This is a genomic window from Marinobacter aromaticivorans, from assembly GCF_002806975.1.
GTDB lineage: Bacteria > Pseudomonadota > Gammaproteobacteria > Pseudomonadales > Oleiphilaceae > Marinobacter > Marinobacter aromaticivorans.
This window is the reverse complement of the sequence record NZ_NIHD01000009.1, coordinates 109,866-130,267: the sequence shown is the minus strand read 5'-3', so window position 1 is coordinate 130,267 and position 20,402 is coordinate 109,866. Positions and strand designations below refer to the sequence as shown.

General features: G+C 57.8%; 21 protein-coding genes. 6 read left to right on the top strand and 15 right to left on the bottom strand.

Annotated elements, in window-relative coordinates:
- Positions 1 to 59 precede the first annotated feature (59 nt).
- On the bottom strand, positions 60 to 1,640 hold the full coding sequence (gene murJ / locus CDH48_RS13935) for a murein biosynthesis integral membrane protein MurJ (RefSeq protein WP_100689352.1): 1,581 nt from the start codon (positions 1,638 to 1,640) through the stop codon (positions 60 to 62).
- Positions 1,641 to 1,946: 306 nt separating this feature from the next.
- Here murJ and rpsT point away from each other — a divergent pair, with 306 nt between their 5' ends.
- A complete protein-coding gene (gene rpsT, locus CDH48_RS13930) occupies positions 1,947 to 2,216 on the top strand; it encodes a 30S ribosomal protein S20 (protein WP_100689351.1) in 270 nt (89 codons plus the stop codon).
- 101 nt (positions 2,217 to 2,317) lie between these two features.
- On the opposite strand, the gene proB is transcribed toward rpsT, so the two are convergent.
- The 4 genes from proB to rplU form a co-directional block, all read right to left on the bottom strand.
- On the bottom strand, positions 2,318 to 3,442 hold the full coding sequence (gene proB, locus CDH48_RS13925; RefSeq protein ID WP_100689350.1) for a glutamate 5-kinase: 1,125 nt from the start codon (positions 3,440 to 3,442) through the stop codon (positions 2,318 to 2,320).
- 63 nt (positions 3,443 to 3,505) lie between these two features.
- Complete coding sequence (cgtA, locus tag CDH48_RS13920) at positions 3,506 to 4,696, bottom strand: Obg family GTPase CgtA (protein WP_100689349.1); 1,191 nt, start codon at positions 4,694 to 4,696, stop codon at positions 3,506 to 3,508.
- A gap of 146 nt (positions 4,697 to 4,842) precedes the next feature.
- Positions 4,843 to 5,103, bottom strand: a complete 261-nt coding sequence (rpmA, locus tag CDH48_RS13915; protein WP_100689348.1) for a 50S ribosomal protein L27 — start codon at positions 5,101 to 5,103, stop codon at positions 4,843 to 4,845.
- A 35-nt stretch (positions 5,104 to 5,138) separates the two neighbouring features.
- Positions 5,139 to 5,450 carry a 50S ribosomal protein L21 gene (rplU, locus tag CDH48_RS13910; protein ID WP_096784044.1) on the bottom strand — a complete coding sequence of 104 codons (312 nt, stop codon included), beginning with the start codon at positions 5,448 to 5,450 and terminating at the stop codon, positions 5,139 to 5,141.
- A 263-nt stretch (positions 5,451 to 5,713) separates the two neighbouring features.
- Between rplU and ispB the strand changes: the two genes are divergently transcribed.
- Entirely contained in the window at positions 5,714 to 6,682 is a 969-nt protein-coding gene (gene ispB, locus CDH48_RS13905) for an octaprenyl diphosphate synthase (protein WP_100689347.1), read from the top strand.
- On the opposite strand, the gene CDH48_RS13900 is transcribed toward ispB, so the two are convergent.
- Positions 6,675 to 7,661, bottom strand: a complete 987-nt coding sequence (locus tag CDH48_RS13900) for a glutathione S-transferase family protein (RefSeq protein WP_100689346.1) — start codon at positions 7,659 to 7,661, stop codon at positions 6,675 to 6,677. The two genes, ispB and CDH48_RS13900, sit on opposite strands and share 8 nt — an antisense overlap.
- A 172-nt stretch (positions 7,662 to 7,833) precedes the next feature.
- Between CDH48_RS13900 and CDH48_RS13895 the strand changes: the two genes are divergently transcribed.
- Both CDH48_RS13895 and CDH48_RS13890 read left to right on the top strand, forming a co-directional pair.
- Positions 7,834 to 8,754 carry a LysR family transcriptional regulator gene (locus tag CDH48_RS13895; RefSeq protein ID WP_100689345.1) on the top strand — a complete coding sequence of 307 codons (921 nt, stop codon included), beginning with the start codon at positions 7,834 to 7,836 and terminating at the stop codon, positions 8,752 to 8,754.
- Between the two features lie 116 nt (positions 8,755 to 8,870).
- A complete protein-coding gene (locus tag CDH48_RS13890) occupies positions 8,871 to 10,412 on the top strand; it encodes a WS/DGAT/MGAT family O-acyltransferase (protein ID WP_100689344.1) in 1,542 nt (513 codons plus the stop codon).
- Positions 10,413 to 10,436: 24 nt separating this feature from the next.
- Here the strand turns inward: CDH48_RS13890 and CDH48_RS13885 are convergent, their stop codons facing one another.
- A complete protein-coding gene (locus CDH48_RS13885) occupies positions 10,437 to 11,138 on the bottom strand; it encodes a DUF2057 family protein (protein WP_100689343.1) in 702 nt (233 codons plus the stop codon).
- Between the two features lie 156 nt (positions 11,139 to 11,294).
- Between CDH48_RS13885 and CDH48_RS13880 the strand changes: the two genes are divergently transcribed.
- Positions 11,295 to 11,498, top strand: a complete 204-nt coding sequence (locus CDH48_RS13880) for a DUF6316 family protein (protein WP_100689342.1) — start codon at positions 11,295 to 11,297, stop codon at positions 11,496 to 11,498.
- 51 nt (positions 11,499 to 11,549) lie between these two features.
- Here the strand turns inward: CDH48_RS13880 and CDH48_RS13875 are convergent, their stop codons facing one another.
- The 8 genes from CDH48_RS13875 to glyA all read right to left on the bottom strand — a co-directional run bounded on the left by CDH48_RS13875 (position 11,550) and on the right by glyA (position 18,180).
- Complete coding sequence (locus tag CDH48_RS13875; protein WP_100689341.1) at positions 11,550 to 12,077, bottom strand: phosphatidylglycerophosphatase A family protein; 528 nt, start codon at positions 12,075 to 12,077, stop codon at positions 11,550 to 11,552.
- Positions 12,074 to 13,030, bottom strand: a complete 957-nt coding sequence (thiL, locus tag CDH48_RS13870; protein WP_100689340.1) for a thiamine-phosphate kinase — start codon at positions 13,028 to 13,030, stop codon at positions 12,074 to 12,076. The genes CDH48_RS13875 and thiL overlap by 4 nt, the downstream gene beginning before the upstream one ends.
- Positions 13,031 to 13,033: 3 nt before the next feature.
- On the bottom strand, positions 13,034 to 13,510 hold the full coding sequence (gene nusB / locus CDH48_RS13865; RefSeq protein WP_100689339.1) for a transcription antitermination factor NusB: 477 nt from the start codon (positions 13,508 to 13,510) through the stop codon (positions 13,034 to 13,036).
- Positions 13,510 to 13,986, bottom strand: coding sequence for a 6,7-dimethyl-8-ribityllumazine synthase (gene ribH, locus CDH48_RS13860; protein ID WP_100689338.1), 477 nt, complete (start codon positions 13,984 to 13,986; stop codon positions 13,510 to 13,512). The genes nusB and ribH overlap by 1 nt, the downstream gene beginning before the upstream one ends.
- A gap of 44 nt (positions 13,987 to 14,030) precedes the next feature.
- Positions 14,031 to 15,149 (bottom strand): bifunctional 3,4-dihydroxy-2-butanone-4-phosphate synthase/GTP cyclohydrolase II, encoded by a 1,119-nt coding sequence (ribBA, locus tag CDH48_RS13855; RefSeq protein WP_100689337.1) that lies wholly within the window; start codon positions 15,147 to 15,149, stop codon positions 14,031 to 14,033.
- A 76-nt stretch (positions 15,150 to 15,225) separates the two neighbouring features.
- On the bottom strand, positions 15,226 to 16,341 hold the full coding sequence (ribD, locus tag CDH48_RS13850) for a bifunctional diaminohydroxyphosphoribosylaminopyrimidine deaminase/5-amino-6-(5-phosphoribosylamino)uracil reductase RibD (protein ID WP_100689336.1): 1,116 nt from the start codon (positions 16,339 to 16,341) through the stop codon (positions 15,226 to 15,228).
- On the bottom strand, positions 16,338 to 16,856 hold the full coding sequence (gene nrdR / locus CDH48_RS13845) for a transcriptional regulator NrdR (RefSeq protein WP_100689335.1): 519 nt from the start codon (positions 16,854 to 16,856) through the stop codon (positions 16,338 to 16,340). Before nrdR ends, ribD begins: the two co-directional genes overlap by 4 nt.
- Positions 16,857 to 16,926: 70 nt before the next feature.
- Positions 16,927 to 18,180 carry a serine hydroxymethyltransferase gene (gene glyA / locus CDH48_RS13840; protein ID WP_100689334.1) on the bottom strand — a complete coding sequence of 418 codons (1,254 nt, stop codon included), beginning with the start codon at positions 18,178 to 18,180 and terminating at the stop codon, positions 16,927 to 16,929.
- A 281-nt stretch (positions 18,181 to 18,461) separates the two neighbouring features.
- On the opposite strand from glyA, the gene ettA reads away from it, so the two are divergent.
- Positions 18,462 to 20,123 carry an energy-dependent translational throttle protein EttA gene (ettA, locus tag CDH48_RS13835; protein ID WP_100689333.1) on the top strand — a complete coding sequence of 554 codons (1,662 nt, stop codon included), beginning with the start codon at positions 18,462 to 18,464 and terminating at the stop codon, positions 20,121 to 20,123.
- Positions 20,124 to 20,402 lie beyond the last annotated feature (279 nt).

The following is a 20,402-nucleotide window of genomic DNA, read 5'->3' as shown; positions in this document are numbered from 1 at the left end:
TTGGCTTTCAGCGCCGGATCACTGTGCAAGACGCTGGTGAGAAAACGCGCGATTATACCTTACCTTTGGCGAAAATGTCTTACCCGCACCCCGGCCAGAGCCAGAACCAGGAAGTAGGCACCGGCGCTTGCCACCACCATAACGCCCATATACAGGGAGCGCTCGATGCCATCCGCCGACAGCCAGCGCATTACGGGATAATTCAGCCAGAGAATAACCGCAACCATAGCGGCGTTCGCCACACCAATCTGTGCCAGGTACTTGCCCCAGCCGGGCTGGCTTTGCCAGGCGCCCTGCCGCCTGAGACCGCGCCAGAGCAATGCGGCATTGAGCCAGGCTGACAGTGACGTTGCCAGCGCCAGGCCGGCATGGGCCAGGGGCAGAATGAGCGCCAGATTGAAAATCATATTGGCAACCATGGCAATGATGCCGATTTTCACCGGCGTGCGGGTATCCTGGCGTGCAAAAAAGCCCGGCGCGAGCACCTTGATCACCATAAACGCCAGCAAACCTGCGGAATAGGCCCGCAAGCTCCTGGCCGACATAACCACATCCGTGTCGGTGACCTCGCCATAATGGAACAGGGTTGCGATCAGTGGTTCCGCAAGCAGCGCCAGCGCCAGCGCCGCGGGCACACCGATCAGGAGTACGGCACGAACGGCCCAGTCCAGTGTAGCCGCAAACTGGTCGCTGGAGGCAGCCGCATGTTTGCGAGAAAGGCTGGGCAGGATCACTGTTGCGATGGCGATGCCGAACACCCCCAGAGGCAATTCTGAAAGGCGGTCCGAATAATACAGCCAGGACACGCTGCCGGTTTGCAGGAACGAGGCCAGAACCGTATCCAGCAGCAAATTGATCTGGCTCACCGAGACACCAAACAGGGCCGGCACCATGAGCTTGAGAATACGGCTGACGCCTTCATGCCGATAATCAACCCGGGGCCGGGGCATAAGCCCCAGACGCATCAGGAACGGCAACTGAAAGAACAGTTGCAGGGCACCGGCAATGAACACTCCCCAGGCCAGGGCCATAACCGGCTGGCTCATCAGGGGCGTGAGATAGACGGCGGCACCGATCATCGCCAGGTTCAGCAGCACCGGCGTAAAGGCAGGCACTGCAAAACGGTCATAACTGTTGAGAATGCCACCGGCAAAGGCGGTCAGGGAGATCATCAACAGGTAGGGAAAGGTGATGCGCAGCATATCGCTGGTTAACGCAAACTTGACGTCGTCATCCAGAAAACCGGGGGCAAAGACAGCCGTCAGTATGGGTGCGCCCAGCAGCGCCACCAAGGTGATACCCAGCAGGACCAGGCCGAGGGAGCCGGCAACCGCATCCACCAGGCGCTTCACATCGGAGGCACTCTGGTTCTCGCGATAGGATGAAAGAACAGGAACGAATGCCTGGGAGAAGGCACCTTCGGCAAACAGCCGGCGCAGGAAATTGGGAATCTTGAATGCCACAAAAAACGCATCCGCTCCGGCGCCGGCGCCGAAGTAACGCGCAATAACCATATCCCGGACCAACCCCAGAATCCGGGACAGCATGGTCATAACACCCACCAAACCGGAAGACCGCAGCAACCCGGGCGCTTTGGCAGGCGGTTTTTTTTCAGGTGGTATTGCAGGTTGCGATGACATGCGGGCTCGTATCCGGACTGTGCACTTTTTCGGCGAGCCGCGAGTTTAACACAGGCCTTTTGCAGCGGGGCACTATCCACACCAGGAACCACACCAGGACCCTCGCCGCGGCCCGAGCCTGATTGGAGTCTGACGGAGGTTTGGTATTGACATTTGCGGGTTTGGGCGGCATAGTTCCGCGTCATTTATTTCGACGCGCTTGATTTTGCGCGCCCGCGATTTCAGGGAGCCTCTGGATGGTATTTTGCCCAGAGCCTTCCGTACGAATCATTCAGTAACGAATTTAAGTACTTCAGGAGTTTTACGGTGGCAAATACCCCGCAAGCCAAAAAGCGCGCACGTCAGAACGAGAAGAACCGCAAGCACAATGCCAGCCTGCGTTCCATGACTCGTACCTACATGAAAAGAGTTCAGGCAAAAATCGACGCCGGCAACTACGAAGAAGCCCAGGCTGCCTTTAAAGAAGCCCAGCCGATCATGGACAGCATGGTCAACAAGGGCATTTTTGCCAAGAACAAGGTTGCTCGCCTGAAGAGCCGCATGAGCACCAAAATCAAGGCGCTGAAGAGTGCGTAATAGCGCCCCGCGCTAAACGACCCTCATTGCGAATCAAAAAAACCGGCTTAAACGCCGGTTTTTTTGATTCTGCCAGAACTTTATTCCGGTAATTGCCAGATTCAGATGATGACCATGTTGTCCCGGTGAATCATCTCCTCATCAGAGATATAGCCCAGAACATCGGTGATACTGTTACTTGAGCGGCCCGCTATGGCCCGGGCCTCGTCCGCGTCATAATTCACCAGGCCACGGGCAACCTCAACACCATCCTGCCCCACACAGGACACCATTTCACCACGCCGGAACTGCCCTGCAACTCCCTTGACGCCAACAGGAAGAAGGCTGCGGCCACCCTGGCGAAGCACCTTTACCGCGCCATCGTCCAGCGTCAGCCTGCCACGGGTTTGCAGATGGCTGGCCAGCCACTGCTTACGCGCCGCTATACGACCCTGTTCCGGCAACAAAAGCGTTCCGACAACCTCACCCTGGCGCAGGCGGGTAAGCACATCTTCAATGCGCCCACCTGCAATCACCGTAAAGGCACCGGACCTTGCTGCCAGCCGCGCAGCGCGCACTTTGGTTTGCATGCCACCACGCCCAAGCGCGCCGGCGCTGCCGCCTGCCATGGCATTCAGCTCACTGTCACCCGCAAACCGCTCTGTTACCAGGGTGGCATCCGGGTTCTTGCGCGGGTCTTTATCAAACAATCCAAGCTGATCCGTGAGAATAATCAGGCCGTCTGCCTCAACCACGTTGGTTACAAGAGCACCCAGAGTGTCGTTATCACCAAAACGGATCTCGTCAGTAACCACCGTATCGTTCTCATTCACGATAGGCACAACACCAAAATCCAGCAAAGCCCTGAGTGTGCTGCGACCGTTCAGATAACGTTTGCGATCAGACAGATCATCGTGAGTCAGCAATATCTGGGCGGTGTGAATTCCGTGGCGCTTGAACTGCGCCTCCCAGGTTTGAACCAGACCCATCTGCCCCACGGCAGCGGCGGCCTGCAACTCATGCAACTGCTCCGGCCGCCGGGTCCAGCCCAAACGGCTCATCCCTTCTGCAACCGAGCCGGAAGAAACCACCACCAGTTCCACGCCCTGCTTTACCAGCGCGGCCATCTGGTCTACCCACAATGCCAATGCCGGCACATCCAGGCCGCGGCCATCATTGGTCAGCAAGGCACTTCCGATTTTGACAACCAGGCGGCGAGCCCGGCGCAGTTGGGCGCGTTCGGTCATGTTTCCGGTTTGGTCTCTTACAGATACAAAAAAGGGTTAGCTCGGGTGTTCAAAGGCCGGGATTCAGTCCGGCGCGTAAACAACCTCAACGTCGTAATCGTCGTCGTCAAAGTCATCATCATCCTGTTCGCGGGCGGCCCGGCGGGCCAGCTTTTCTTCCTCTATGCCCGCCCTGGCTTCTTCATCCATCTGCCGGCGTATGGCGGCTTCCCGCTCGGCAATCTCCGGATTTTCCGCTTCTTCCTCAGCCCGTTCTTCTATCCAGCGCATCACTGCCTGGGTCAGCGGTTTGGTGCCTTCGCCGGTTAGCGCGGAGATGCGGAATACCGGCCCCTGCCAACCAAGCTCATCGACAATGGCCTGACAATGCGCCTCACGATCCTCTTCCGGCACCATGTCGACCTTGTTCAGCACCAGCCAGCGCTCACGTCCCGCCAGGGTCTCACTGAACTTTTCCAGCTCGCGAACAATCACCTTCACCGCATCGACCGGTGACGAACCATCGTAGGGCGCAACATCCACCAGGTGCAGTAATAAACGGGTACGCACCAGATGTTTCAGAAAACGAATACCCAGGCCTGCGCCTTCCGCCGCCCCCTCAATCAACCCGGGAATGTCGGCGATGACAAAGCTCTGGTGCGCCTGCACACTCACCACACCCAGATTGGGCACCAGCGTGGTAAAGGGATAGTCCGCAACCTTGGGCGTTGCTGCAGATACCGAACGTATAAAGGTGGACTTGCCGGCATTGGGCAGGCCCAGAAGCCCGACATCCGCCAGCACCTTCAGTTCCAGGCGCAAATTCCGCAACTCACCCTCGGAACCCTTGGTTGTCTGGCGCGGCGCCCTGTTCACCGAGGACTTGAACCGGGTATTACCCAGGCCGTGAAAGCCCCCCTGGGCCACTTTCAGGCGCTGGCCGGCGCGGGTCAGGTCGCCAAGCACCTCATGGGTATCCATATCCACGACCGTGGTACCCACAGGCACGGGCAACACCCGGTCTTCACCCTTGGTACCGGTACAGTTGCGGCCGGAACCCGGCTCGCCGTTCTGTGCCTTGTGTTTACGCTGAAAGCGGTAATCGATCAGCGTGTTGAGGGAATCGTCAGCCTCAAGGTACACGGAGCCGCCATCACCGCCATCACCACCATCGGGGCCGCCTTTGGGAACGTATTTTTCACGCCGGAAACTCAGGCAGCCGTGGCCGCCTTTACCGGCTTCCACGATGATGGTGGCTTCGTCTACGAACTTCATGATTAAACCCTTTGCGCATGGCGCATAAACTAAAAAGCCCCGCAGCCTCTGGGAAGCTATGCGGGGCTCCGGGCTGCTCTCAACCCTGCATCTACCAGCAGGATATCAGGTCAACCCAATGCTTGACAGAACCGGCTCGCCGCTGCTTACGCAGCCGGAACGATGCTGACAAACTTGCGGTTCTGCGGGCCTTTGGTTTCGAACTTGACCTGACCGTCTGCTTTCGCAAACAGTGTGTGGTCCCTACCCAGACCAACATTGGTGCCGGCGTGGAAACGGGTTCCGCGCTGACGAACAATGATGCTGCCTGCAGATACTGCTTCGCCACCATAGCGCTTGACACCAAGCCGTTTCGACTCGGAATCGCGACCGTTACGGGTACTACCTGCTGCTTTTTTGTGAGCCATGACAAGCCTCCTGTTATGGGGTCTATTCCGGGAACTTAGCCCTGAATACCCGTGATCTTGACCTCAGTAAACCACTGGCGGTGGCCCTGACGCTTCATTGAGTGCTTACGACGACGGAACTTGATGATATTGATCTTGTCATGACGACCGTGGCTAACCACCTCGGCAGTCACTTTCGCACCATCAACAACCGGCGCACCAACCTTGAAATTGTCGCCATCAGCGATCAGCAGAACGCGGTCAAACTCGACGTTGCCGCCAGTCTCCACTTCCAGCTTTTCCAGCTTCAGCGTTTCGCCTTCCTTAACACGGTGCTGTTTACCACCGCTAACAATAACTGCGTACATTCATAGTCTCCGCGATTGACCCATCCCTGCTCTTATCCACCTGGTTCTAAGGGAAGCGCTTCGGCAACCCTATAGCAGGGAGCGCAGGTTGGGATGAGTTGGGCGCGTGATTGTACGAAAAGGCGCCTCGCAATACAAGCCAAGTTGACACTAACCGCCGCAATACCTAGCATTGCCGCAACCTGCCTGCATCAACAGCAAGCCAGACAACAGATAACAACCACGTCACCAGCAACAATACCAGCAAGGGATCCATTAGCCGCATGACAGCCCAGCGCATTTACGACACCGTGGCAGACGACTTCCGCCGCGTTAATGACCTGATCATCCAGCGGCTTTCTTCGGACGTTCCTCTGGTAGAAAAAATAGCCCAGTACATCATTGAAAGTGGTGGCAAGCGCCTGAGGCCTTTACTGGTTCTGCTTTCCAGCCGGGCTGCCGGCTATACGAAAGACGAACATCTCAAGCTCGCCGCTGTCATTGAATTCCTGCATACCGCCACCCTGCTCCATGATGACGTGGTGGACACATCGGATATGCGCCGGGGCCGGAGCACAGCGAACGCCAACTGGGGGAACGCCCCAAGCGTACTGGTAGGTGATTTCCTCTACGCCCGCGCATTCGAGATGATGGTCGAGCTGAAAAGCCTCCCCATTATGGAGGTTCTGTCTCGTGCCACTGCGGTAATCGCTCAGGGCGAAGTCATGCAGCTGATGAACGTGAAAAACCCGGATCTCACCGAAGAACAGTACATGACCGTGATACACAATAAAACGGCCATGCTGTTCGAAGCGGCCTCGCACACCGGCGCCTTGCTTGCTAACGCAGACAACGCCCAGGAACAGGCGCTAAAGGACTATGGCAAGCACCTGGGGCTGGCGTTCCAGCTGGTGGACGATGTTCTCGATTACCGGGGCGACGCCGAAGCCATGGGCAAAAATGTGGGCGACGACCTGGCAGAGGGCAAAACCACCCTGCCCCTGATTCACGCCATGGCCCAAAGCACCGAGGAAGACCGCCAGCTCATCCGCCAGGCCATCCGCAAAGCGGGCCTGGATAACCTGCCTCAGATACTCAGGCTTGTTGAAAGCTCCGGCGCCCTGGAATACACCATGAAAAGGGCCAGGGCCGAAGCTGCCAAGGCTTCTGACACCCTGAGCGCCCTCCCCGACTCAGCCCATAAAGACGCCCTGGAGCTACTGACCCAGGTAGCCGTGGCACGGGTCAGCTAAGACGATCGCGACCGTGGGGAGCGGTGAAATCCAATTGCGGCCCCACCGGCACAATCTGGGTGGGGTTAATGGTACGCTGGCTCACATAATAGTGACGCTTGATCTGGCCAATATCCACGGTACCGGCCACACCAGGCACCTGATACAGCTCCCTCAGATAACCTGAAAGCGCCGGAAAATCACTGATGCGCTGGCGATTGCACTTGAAGTGACTGTAGTAAACCGCATCAAACCGGACCAGTGTCGTGAACAACCGCCAGTCCGCTTCTGTAATGGCGCTTCCGGTCAAATAACGCTGCCCTGAAAGCCTGGCCTCCAGCCAGTCCAGCGAATCGAACAACTCGGAATAGGCCTTTTCATACTGATCCTGAGCCGTCGCAAAACCTGCCTTGTAAACGCCGTTGTTGACTGTGTCGTACACACGCTCATTCACCGCATCAATCTCTGCCCGCAGCGCCTCCGGATAAAAATCCAGATCAGAGTTCACGCCTTCGAGGCCATCAAACGCCGAGTTGAACATGCGGATAATGTCTGCCGACTCATTGCTGGCAATGGTCTGCCGGTGCTTGTCCCACAGCACCGGCACCGTCACCCGCCCCGAGTAGCCTGGCGCCGCCTTGGTGTATACTTGGTGCATAAAGCGATAATCGTACAAATCATCCCTGTGCGTTTCCTCACCAGGGCGGAACTCCCAGCCGTTCTCCACCATGTCCGGATGCACAACCGACACGGATATATGATCCTCAAGCCCCTTCAGTTTGCGAAAAATCAATGTACGGTGAGCCCAGGGGCAGGCCATCGACACATACAAATGGTAGCGCCCCGACTCTGCGGCGAAGCCGCCTTCGCCTGCCGGCCCCGGCGAACCATCCGCGGTTACCCAGTTGCGGAACCGCGCCGCTTCACGCTCGAATTTGCCACCGGTTTTACTGGTGTCGTACCACTTGTCCTGCCATTTTCCATCAACGAGAAGTCCCATAACGCATAAACCTCAATTTTTTCGAATTGCCATGCCAGGCTTTAAGAAGGCCGGCACATAGTATCGGGCGGCTGCCGGGCAGCCGCGAACTCCACATATAAAATAGGATAGCGGCTATACTGCTACACTCTCAAACAAGCAATTCTGGCCAACTACCTCAGATAATTCGAACATGCACACAGCCATCACCATAGATGCCCTCAGAGTCCTTGATGCCATCGATCGTAAAGGCACCTTTGCTGGCGCCGCAAGCCAGCTATTCCGGGTACCCTCCGCCATCAGTTACACCGTGCAGAAACTCGAAGAAGACCTGAACGTAACCCTCTTTGACCGGAGCGGGCACCGTGCCGTACTCACCCCGGCCGGCCGCTACCTGCTCGAAGAAGGCCGAACCCTGCTTGAGGCGGCGGAAAATCTCGCGCATTCAACCCGTCAGGTGGCGCAGGGCTGGGAGACCCGGTTGCGCATCGGGCTCAACTCACTGTTGCCGGCCGAATGCCTGTTCCCTGCCATCAAAGACTTCTACAATCTGGGCATCCCCGTAGACGTACAGATAACCGAAGAAGTGTTTGCCGGAACCTGGGACGCCCTGCAAAGCCGCAGAGTGGACCTGATTGTGGGTGCCGACGACATCAGCAAACCGGCAGGAAATTTCACCAGCCATATCCTCGGCCAGATGTCCTTTGTTTTTGCCGTGTCGCCCGACCATCCACTTGCGGATGTGGACGAACCCCTGAGCGAGGAAGCTATCTGCCGCTTTCCCGCTGCTGTCGCGGCGGATACCTCACGGTCGTTACCTGCCGGGCATGCCGGCATATTTCATCGCCAGAGCACAGTCACCGGCGCCAGCATTGGCCACAAAATCGCAATGCAACAGGCGGGCATTGGCGTAGGATGGTTGCCGAGATCACGAATAAAGACCCTTCTCGCCGCTGGCAAACTCGTGGAAAAACAGGTGCAGGAGCCCAGGCAGCCCGTTGTGCTTCAGGCGGCAAGACACGCGGAAGATAAAGGCAAGGCTTTGATGTGGTTCTGGCAAAGACTGGTTGACGACCCGGCAATAACAAACTGGCTGGATGATCTTTCCCCCTGAACATCAGAGGGCAATAATGGCCCGGCCGCGGCGGCCCGGCAGGCAGATAAGTCAACAGAAAAAGCCGCCGGTTCGTTTATACTGAGACAAACCCTGACAACGAGCGGAGCCCCTTGATGCGGCAGCTATCGGAACTGGACGCCTCTTTCCTGTATCTGGAATCTGCAAATGCGCCAATGCATAGCGGCAGCATCTATCTTTTTGACGCCAGTGAACAGGAAGCGCCACTGGCATTCACCACCTTCATTGCCTACCTGCGGAGCCGCCTTCACGTGGTGCCGGTTTTCCGCCAGCGCCTCAAAGAAATTCCCCTGCGCCTGGGGCGGCCCTACTGGATTGATGATCCGGATTTCAGCATTGAACGCCACCTGGCCTATGTCAGCCTGGGCACCAACAGCCGCGAAGACAGCCTGATGACCCTTGCCGAACGGATTCTGGAACAACCGCTGAGGCGGGATCGACCACTTTGGCACATAACCTTCGTGGACGGGTTTCAACTGGGGGAGGAACAAGAAGGCAAGGCTGGCCTTGCACTGATTGTGAAGCTGCATCATGCCGCCATTGACGCATTCAGTGGTGAGGAAATTATCGGCAAATTGATGGAATATACCCCGATGCCGCAGGCCATAAGTGCGCCGCGCCCCTGGCATCCGCGCCCCGAACCCTCCGAGGAGCGGGTAATGATCCAGGCCGGGGCGAACATATTACGAACCCCCTGGCAAATCACCTCATTGATCGCGGGTGCAGCGGAAGCAACCGCCCGTGGCCTTGTTCAGAAACAGTTACGCAAACTCCCCCTGCCATTCCCTTTGTTTTCTGCACCCCAGTGCCCGTTTAACCGGCAAATTACCGCCAACCGCCGGATCATATCGGCGCGGGTTGAATTATCCCGCCTTAAAGCAATCAAGGCGTCTTTGGGGGATGTTACTCTGAATGATGTGGTGCTGGGGCTTTGCGCGGAAACGCTGCGAAGTTACCTTGACGGGCAGGGCATGGACACCGACCAGTCCCTGATCGCCATGGCCCCCATCTCGGTGCGCTCAAACACGCTGCGCAGAACCACCGGCAACCAGATGTCGGCCATGCTTCTGGACCTTGCCACCAACGAGCATAACCCGGCCAGACGCATACGCCGGATTCACTGGAATGCCGTGGCGTCCGAACCCTATCGCGAAGCCATTGCCGCAGACCGGCTCACCGAGCTTTTGCCAACAACCATGCTGATGCTGTCTGCGAGGCTGTATTCAGAACTGCAGATTGCCCAGCGTTTTCAACCCGTGTTCAACCTGCCCATCACCAACGTGCCTGGCCCCCAGGTGCCGCTCTATCTGAGGGGCGCGAAACTCGTACAGCAATACAACGCCGCCCCTCTGTTCGACAGCATGGGGCTGGCTATTGTTGTTGTCAGCTATCAGGGCAGCCTGACCCTCAATTTCACCGTGTGCCCGGACACAGTGCCCGAATGCGAATCTATCCGGGGCCATGTTCTGGACAGCCTCGAGGCAATTGAGAATGCCGCAGGCACGCTGGACCCGGAAGAAGTGCACGCACTGCTCACGGAAACCCGGAACCAGACACTGCTGGACGATGCTGTAAACCTGCTTGGCAACACGCTAGAGAAGGCACTGAAAAAGCTGACGACTCGCCTGAAACGCTGACACTGCAACCGGACAACAACCTGCTCACTCAAAAGCCCAGCGCAAAAACGCCTTTTTCTCTTCCTCGGTAGCGGTGGCCCAGACAGCTTTCAGGCGCTCCAACGAGCTTCCGTCCTGATCGATACTGACTGCATCATCGGGAGCCTGGCGCTCGGTCAAGGAGAGCCCTTCTGTGCGTTTTTCGCTGGCTGACCATTTGGTTGAGCGGGCCAGCGCCTGACCATCGGCGGCAACAATGGCCGCCGAAAATTCCGGCAGCATTTGCTCTGCCTGGCGACGGGATTCCGGCTTCTCGAACTCAAACCTGTAGGTTTCGTTGGGACTCGCCTCAAAGCGCACCACCTGCGGATCGCTTTCAATCACATGCACCTTGGACTCACCGTTTCTCACCACACCGGATTTGGCCCATATGGTCTTGTAAGTGAATACCACCTCGTTTTCACCAGGCAACAGGGCATAGTCCAGTGCCAGGTCATCCATCAGGTAGTTGGTCATTTTGCGACCGTTCACCTGGCTCACCTGAATAGCGCCCGGGGCTTTCAGGGTTGCCGCATCGGCGGCCCGGGCGGGTGTTCCTTCCCAGGTTTCCAGCCGGGTAAGCGCTGACGAGCAGCCCGCAAGAATCAGCATGGCCGCTGCGGCAAGAAAAACCCGGATGGTCCGGAAACTCCGGCGTGAGTCGCTCACGTCAAATCTGGCGGTGTTCAAGATAGTGCAGTTATTCATGTTTTCTCCTTTGCGATACCGGGAAGGCCTGCAAGAGCCATCACATAATTGTCAAAAAATGTTGAATTCGCCGGAAATTGTATTAATTTTAAACAAACTCTTATCAACCACACAGCCCCGGAATGACGAAACAGCAAGCGGGCACGGGAGCCGGCCATGAACACCCAGGTCAGATCAGGAGAAGAAGGGCGCATCCCCTTTCGCAGCAGTCGCTTTTTTTGTGTTGGGAGCAAATGGTACTTCACAACCCGCGAAGGTTTTGACAGCGGCCCCTTTGCCTCCCGGGAACGAGCTGAAATCGGCCTGAAGCGCTTCCTGCACGTTGTAAAAATGCTTCCGGAAGAGCATCAGGTACACTGATTAGCTGCGGCTCTCGTATTAACCTCACTGCCCCTCCGTCGAAAACTGCTTCTAGATAATGTAGGGCATCAGCCAGACATCAATAGCGAAAAGGCACGCCAGTGCCATTATGCCTGCAACCACATCATCCACCATGATTCCAAGCCCCCCGGGCAAGCGTTCGTCCAGCCAATTGATGGGCCAGGGTTTGAGCACATCGAAAAACCTGAAAACCAGAAATGCCAGCAGAACACCGTAAATCTGATCCGGGAAGAGCCCCAGGGCAATCCACATTCCCACAAACTCATCCCAGACGATACCGCCATGGTCGTGCACTTTCAGGTCTGTGGCTGTTTTTCCACAAAGCCAGATGCCCACCACAAACGCCAGAACCACCACCAGCCAGTATGCTACCGGCGGCAACCATGCAAAACCATACCACAGGGGAATCGCCACAAGGCTCCCCCAGGTACCAGGCGCACGTGGCGCTACGCCGCTGCCAAAACCGAAAGCCAGCAGGTGCACGGGGTTTTTAAGAAACCCCGGCGGCAGCAGGGCCTGGGGTAAATCCGGTTCTGGCCACTGGTCTTCCGCGCTCATGTTGCTCTCCTGAAATGGTCAAAACCCTCAGCACCTGAGCCTGACGATACAGCGATGCCGTCAACACGCAAACCGGGTTCTGCCTCGATCACGCCTATAACAGTGAGTTGAGCTTTTAATGACGGCGGCGCAGCCGCCCAGCCTGCTTCCGGGAGGGCGGCACAGAGTTCATAATCGTCGCCGCAATGCAATGCGTAATCCAGCGCCGATTCCCCTTTCAGGCGAGCAAGCGCCGGCGACACGGGCACCCTGGCACGGTCGATGTTTGCACCCACTGCCGACGCTTCAAGAATATGACCAAGATCGGCAAGCAATCCATCAGACACATCAATCGCAGCCGTGGCAAGGCCTCTCAGGGCGACCCCCAGTTTCAGCCTTGGCCGGGGGTGGTGGTAACGCTCCAGCACAAACTTCTCGTCTGCCGTCGGGTTGCCGGCATCAAGATAGTCCAGGGCTGCGCCGGCATCACCCAGGGTACCGGAAACCACAACCAGATCACCAATGCGGGCTCCGGAGCGGCAGAGAGCGGCGCCCTGCTCCACCAGGCCATGCACCTGTATGCTCAGCGCCAGAGGGCCCCGGGTGGTATCACCTCCGGCTAGTACAAGGCCAAAGGATTCGGCGGCCTTACCCAGCCCCTGTGCAAAATCACGCAACCAGGGCTCGCGGGCCGCAGGCAGCGTCAACGCCAGCGTAAAACAGGAAGGGGTGGCACCCATGGCCGCAAGATCGCTGGCCGCAACTGCCAGCGCGCGCCAGCCCAGGAAATCCGGGCGGTAGCCGGGAGGGAAATGTACGCCTTCAACCAGCGTATCGATGGAAAAAACCAGATCAGAACCAGGCGGAATTCTCTGCACGGCACAGTCGTCGCCCGGCCCCAGCACCAGCGAGTGGGAACCGCGCACACGGGCTAACGGCAAAAAATACTGCCGGATCAGCTCGAATTCACCCATTGATCAACGCGGACGGGTCTCGGCAAGGCGCAAACGGCGGCCCAGCTTGTCCAGCACACTGTTCACGAACTTATGCCCTTCGGTGCCACCAAACCGCTTGGCCAGCTCAATGCCTTCATTAATGACCACTTTATAGGGCACATCAAGGCGATGGCGCAACTCATAGGCACCCAGGCGCACGATCGCCAGCTCTACCGGGTCCACTTCGTTCAGCGGGCGATCAAGAAAAGGCTCGATCAGTTTGTCCAGTTCTGCCTGCTCACGGTGGACACCGCGTAAAACATCACGGAAATACAGGGTATCCACCTTGGTCATGTCGTTGTCGACCATGAACTCGGCTTCGATATCGGAAATGGGGCTCTTGGCAAAGTGGCGCTGGTAAAGTCCCTGCATTGCCAGAATCCGGGCACGGCGACGATCGCCAGCTTTTGGCTGACCGGATGACGCCGGGCCTGGTGTCGTACCTTCAATGTCGCTCATTACTCACCCAGCTTATTGAACAGGCTGACCATTTCAAGCGCCGTGATAGCTGCCTCAGCACCTTTGTTACCGGCTTTGGTGCCGGAGCGCTCAATGGCCTGTTCAATGGAATCCACAGTCAGTACACCAAACGTCACCGGCACATCGGTTTCCAGGCTCACCGCGCCAATACCGCTGGACGCTTCACCCGCCACGTATTCAAAATGCGGAGTTCCGCCACGAATAACCGCGCCCAGGGCAATAATGGCATCATAGCCACCGGTTTCTGCAACGCGCTTCACTGCCAGAGGCATTTCATAGGCTCCGGGCACACGCACGATTGTAATATCGCTGTCCGCGATACCGTGACGACGCAGGGTATCGATGGCACCATCTACCAGACTTTCCACCACAAAACCGTTAAATCGACCAACCACCAGCGCGTAGCGCCCGGTGCACTGGGTAAAATCACCTTCAATTACTTTGATATCTGCCATCGGTGGCTCCTTCTCGGGTCGCAGCCGCTGGGCTGCGACCAGGTTTATCGGTCCGGGGTGTAGGGAATGTACTCAACCACTTCCAGGTCGAACCCGGAAATCGCCGAGTATTTTACAGGTGGGCTCAACAGGCGCATTTTGCTTACGCCTATATCCCGCAGAATCTGGGAGCCGGTGCCTATGGTGAAATAAACACCAGAGCTGCCTTTGCCTGCGGGCCGCTCCCCCTGATCAAAGAAATCATGGATGCGGTCCTCCAGGTTGTAGCTGTCCTCCGCGCTGTTGAGCAGAACCACCACACCACTGCCTTCCGCGGCGACTTTTTCAAGCGCATGATGCAGCGGCCAGCTGCGGGAATCCTTACGGCGCGCGCCCAGCAAGTCCCGGAGCGTATCGGTTATGTGAACACGCACGTACACGGGTTCATCCGCTGGAATCTCCCCAAATATCATGGCCAGGTGGGTAGAGCCCTGGATAACGTCCCGGTAGGTACGCAGTTTGAACACACCATACTCAGTATCAAGCTGGTTCTCTTCAACGCACTCAACGGTGCGTTCATGGGTGGTGCGGTAGTGAATCAGGTCGGCAATGGTGCCGATCTTCAGGTTGTGCTCCTGGGCGAAGCGCTCAAGATCTTCCCTGCGCGCCATGGAGCCGTCGTCATTCATGATTTCGCAGATAACACCGGCGGGCTCGCAGCCCGCCAGAGATGCCAGATCACAGGAAGCTTCTGTATGGCCAGCCCGGCTAAGGACACCCCCGGGGTCTGACATCAGCGGGAAAATGTGCCCGGGCTGAACCAGATCCGACGCCTTGGCATTACGGGCCACTGCCGCCTGCACCGTGCGTGCGCGATCTGCCGCTGAAATACCTGTGGTGACGCCCGTGGCCGCTTCGATGGACACGGTAAATTTGGTGCCGAAGCCTGAAGCATTCTGTTGCACCATCAACGACAGACCCAGCTGCTCACACCGGTCACGGGTCATGGGCATGCAGATAAGGCCGCGACCAAAGCGCGCCATAAAGTTTATGTCTTCGGCGGTGCAGTGTTCTGCCGCCATCACCAGATCGCCTTCATTTTCACGATCTTCATCATCCATCAGGATAACCATCCTGCCCTGGCGGATGTCTTCAATGATTTCTTCAACACTGTTCAGTGCCATACTGTTTTTGCACCCTTTCAATGCACCTTCCACTGCCCAACGCAGAGGTTTTGAGACGCACTGTGAATTTAAACGTTTAGCGGCGGACCAGAATCAGACGCTGATCGTTTCCTACCTGTCGCCGGTCCTGCACCGTCCATTCGATTTTGTCAGCCATGGTTTCCAGTGGCAGATGCGCCGTGGGCCGGCCGGTACTGCCCAGAAAAACCGGAGCCTGGTACAACCAGAGTTCGTCTACCAGTTGCTCGCTGATAAACGTGCCTGCCAGCGTGGGCCCGGCCTCAACCAGCAATTCGTTGATGCCCAGCTCACCCAGCGAATCCAGAAGCTCGGAGACATCAACACCGTTATCCTTCCAGGCAACGCCTTTCAGCCGTATCCCCAATGCGGCAAGATCCTGTGCGGGCGCTGTTGCCAGCGTAGACGATGCGCAGAACACCTGCACCTTGCCACCACGTAAAATTGTAGCGGAGGGTGGTGTCCTGGCGTCCCTGTCGGCAATCACTCGCAACGGCTGTCGCGACGGTTCCGTGGCGTCACCTATGTCACCGAGCTCTTCACGGCGCACGGTTAACGAAGGGTCGTCCGCAAGCACCGTACCAACGCCGGTAAGGATCGCATCACTGACAGCCCGCAGCCGCTGAACGTCCCGGCGCGCCTCACTACCGGTAATCCACTGGCTCTCACCGGAGGCCATGGCCGTGCGCCCATCCAGGCTCGCCGCCATTTTCAGCCGGACCCAGGGGCGACCGGTCTTCATACGCTTCATAAATCCCGGGTTCAGGCGTGCAGCCTCCTCCGCGAGCAGCCCCAGCTCGACCCTGATACCGGCTTCCCGAAGCATGGCCAGCCCCCGCCCGGAGACCGAAGGGTTGGGATCTTGCGTGGCCGCAAAAACCCGCGACACACCCGCATCAATCAGGGCACGGGCACAGGGCGGCGTGCGACCAAAATGACTGCAGGGTTCCAGAGTGACATAAGCCGTCGCACCCCGGGCCGCCGTACCAGCCTGGCTCAGGGCGCGGGTTTCAGCATGGGCCTCTCCGGCCCGCTCATGCCAGCCTTCGCCCAGAATCCTGTCGCCACGGGCTATCACACAGCCAACCCGGGGGTTGGGATGCGTTGAATAGCGGCCCCGCCATGCAAGCTGCACAGCCCGGGCCATCATGGACCGTTCCCGGAGTTCGGTCATTTTTTTCCTTCAGGAGAATGGTTGTCCGCCAGCGCCTTTGCAACATCAACGGCCGCTTCGCCGTTGGTGGCCGAGAGCCGCTCGATTTCTTCCTTGAATTCATTGATATCCTGAAAACTGCGATAAACAGACGCAAACCGTACATACGCAACCTTGTCGAGCTGGCGAAGTTCGGTCATCACCTCTTCGCCCAGTTGCATGGACTTTACCTCGCGCTCACCGGTGGCCCGCAAACGGTATTTTATGCGATTCAGGGCAGCATCGATCTGCTCAATGCTGACAGGGCGCTTTTCCAGGGCTTTCATAATACCGGAGCGCAGTTTTTCTTCGTCAAACGGTTGCCGGATGCCGTCCTGCTTGACCACCCGGGGCATAACCAGCTCGGCAGACTCAAATGTGGTAAAACGCTCCCGGCAGGAGAGGCACTCTCTGCGGCGGCGCACCTGATCACCCTCGGCCACGAGCCGCGAGTCAATAACCTTGGTATCTGCTTCACCACAGAAGGGACAATGCATATCAGGTACTCCGGAGAGGGCCGGGTGGCGCGACTAACGCACACCCTGCCCGGCAGGGTCTTGAAGGTGCTTAGCTGTATACCGGGAAACGCGCACACAGGGCTTCTACCTGCTCGCGAACACGGGTGATGACAGATTCGTCTTCCAGGTTATCAAGAATATCGCAAATCCAGCCTGCCAGCTCACGGCATTCCGCCTCACCAAAACCACGGGTTGTGATGGCTGGCGTACCCAGACGCAGGCCAGAGGTCACAAATGGCGAGCGCGGGTCATTGGGAACAGCGTTCTTGTTCACGGTGATGTGGGCACGGCCAAGCGCCGCGTCGGCATCTTTACCGGTAATATCCTGCTTGATCAGGCTCACCAGGAACAGATGGTTTTTAGTGCCGCCGGAAACCACATCGTAGCCGCGGTCAACAAATACCTGTGCCATGGCCGAGGCATTCCTCACCACCTGCTGCTGATAGGCCTTGAACTCATCGCTCATGGCTTCCTTGAAGCAGATCGCCTTGGCAGCAATCACGTGCATCAGCGGGCCGCCCTGGTTACCCGGGAAAACCGCCGAGTTCAGCTTTTTGTGCAATGCTTCGTCGTCGCAGGCCAGAATAAGGCCGCCACGGGGTCCGCGCAGGGTTTTGTGGGTGGTGGTTGTGACCACGTGCGCGTGCGGAACCGGATCGGGATAAACGCCGGCAGCAACCAGGCCAGCAACATGAGCCATGTCCACGAACAGGTAGGCACCCACCTTGTCTGCAATAGCACGGAAACGGGCAAAATCCAGCTCCTGGGAATAGGCAGAGAAGCCGGCAATGATCATCTTCGGCTTGTGCTCAACCGCCAGCGCTTCGAGCTCGTCGTAATCAATCAGGCCGGTATCGGTATCAATACCGTACTGCACAGCGTTGTAGATCTTGCCGGAGAAGTTCACGCCAGCGCCATGAGTCAGGTGGCCACCGTGGGCCAGGCTCATGCCCAGAACCGTATCGCCCGGATTAACCAGCGCCATGAATACGGCGGCGTTGGCCTGGGAGCCGGAGTGCGGCTGCACGTTGGCGTAGGCGGCGCCAAACAGCTCTTTGGCGCGATCAATGGCCAGCTGCTCAGCGATATCAACGAACTCACAGCCACCATAGTACCGCTTGCCGGGATAGCCCTCGGCGTACTTGTTGGTCAGGTCGCTGCCCTGGGCTTCCATTACCCGCGGGCTGGTGTAGTTCTCGGAGGCAATCAGCTCAATATGAGCCTCCTGACGCTTGCTTTCCGCCTGCATGGCATTCCAGAGTTCGTCGTCGAAACCGGCGATTTTCATATCACGATTAAACATCGGTGCGCTGCCCCTGTGTGCTTGACTGGCCCGGAGAGTTTGGGAATAGCCCCGGAATCCCATAAAATTCGGGCCGCTATTCTAGCCCATTACCGGGTTGAAAATCATCCTTTATGCAGTTCGCAGATACCGTCATGCGGATAATCGCTGTTTTGCTGAAATTGCTATAGCTCCCGGGTTTAGATACCTTACAGACCCAACTGTGAAGTTCAGAGAGGCGCCAGCCAATAACGCCTCCGCAACCCCGTCACATCCCGTTTTGCAAAGAGGTTAATGCCTTTATGGCCCAGTACGTATACAGCATGAATCGCGTGGGCAAGGTGGTTCCACCCAAACGCGAGATTCTCAAGGACATATCCCTGAGCTTTTTCCCGGGCGCCAAGATTGGCGTGCTCGGCCTCAACGGCTCCGGTAAATCCACGCTCCTGCGCATTATGGCGGGCGTAGACAAGGATTACACCGGCGAGGCCCGCCCCCAGCCCGGCATTAACGTGGGCTATCTGCCCCAGGAACCGGAGCTGGACGAAAGCAAAACCGTAAAAGAGATTGTTGATGAAGCCGTGGCTGATGTTCACAGCGCGCTGGCGGAACTCGACCAGGTTTACGCCGCCTACGCGGAACCGGATGCAGATTTTGACGCGCTGGCCAAAAAGCAGGGCGAACTGGAAGCATTGATTCAGGCCACTGACGGCCACGATATAGAGCGCAAAATGGAAGTTGCCGCTGATGCCCTGCGCCTGCCACCCTGGGATCAGCCGGTCAAGAATCTCTCCGGCGGTGAGCGCCGCCGGGTAGCCCTGTGCCGTCTGCTGCTCTCCAGCCCGGACATGCTGCTTCTGGACGAGCCCACCAACCACCTGGATGCCGAGTCCGTGGCCTGGCTGGAACGCTTCCTGCACGATTACAGCGGTACGGTCGTCGCCATCACCCACGACCGCTACTTCCTTGACAACGTAGCCGGCTGGATTCTGGAGCTGGACCGGGGCCATGGCATCCCGTTTGAAGGCAACTACAGCCAGTGGCTGGAAAACAAGGAAAAGCGCCTGGAAATGGAGTCCAAGCAGGAAGCGGCCCACCAGAAAGCCGTCAAACACGAACTGGAATGGGTTCGTAGTAACGCCAAAGGGCGCCAATCCAAGAGCAAGGCCCGCCTTGCACGCTTTGAAGAAATGAGCTCGCAGGAGTTCCAGAAGCGTAACGAAACCAATGAGCTTTATATCCCGCCCGGCCCCCGCCTGGGCGACAAGGTCATTGAAGTGGAAGGCATCAGCAAAGCCTTTGGCGATCACCTGCTGTACGAAGACGTTTCCTTCACCGTGCCGCCCGGTGCCATCGTGGGTATTATCGGTGGTAACGGCGCCGGTAAATCCACCCTGTTCCGCATGATCGCCGGCTATGACCAGCCTAACTCCGGCACGATTACCGTGGGCGAAACGGTCAAACTGGCCTATGTGGACCAGAGCCGCGACCTGGACGGCTCCAAAACCGTTTGGGAACTGCTCAGTGATGGCCAGGACATCATTAAAGTAGGCAACTACGAAACCCCTTCAAGGGCGTATGCTGGCCGTTTCAACTTCAAAGGCTCAGACCAGCAAAAGCGCGTGGGCGACTTGTCGGGTGGTGAGCGCAACCGTCTGCACCTGGCCAAGTTGCTGAAAGAAGGCGGCAACGTGCTGCTGCTGGACGAACCCACCAACGATCTGGACGTTGAGACCCTGCGCGCACTGGAAGAAGCCCTGCTGAATTTCCCCGGCTCCGTCCTGGTTATCTCCCACGACCGCTGGTTCCTGGACCGGGTTGCCACGCACATTCTGGCGTTTGAGGATGATGGCGAGGTGGTGTACTTCGAAGGTAACTTCGCCGAGTACGATGAGGACCACAAGAAGCGCAAAGGGGATTCTGCCATGGTGCCTCAGCGTATGAAGTATAAGAAGTTGGCGTGAATGACAACACATCCCGCCCCCTCTCCCCAACCCCTCTCCCTCAGGGGGAGAGGGGCTTTTACTGTGCTGCCTGGGAGATTGTGCGGGGCCTTGCAGGCTTTGGGTGTTATAGCTCCCCTCTCCCCAACCCCTCTCCCGCAGGGGGAGAGGGGCTTTTGCTGTGCTGCCTGGGAGATTGTGCGGGGCCTTGCAGGCTTTGGATGTGTAGCTCCCCTCTCCCCAACCCCTCTCCCGCAGGGGGAGAGGGGCTTTTACTGTGCTGCCTGGGAGATTGTGCTG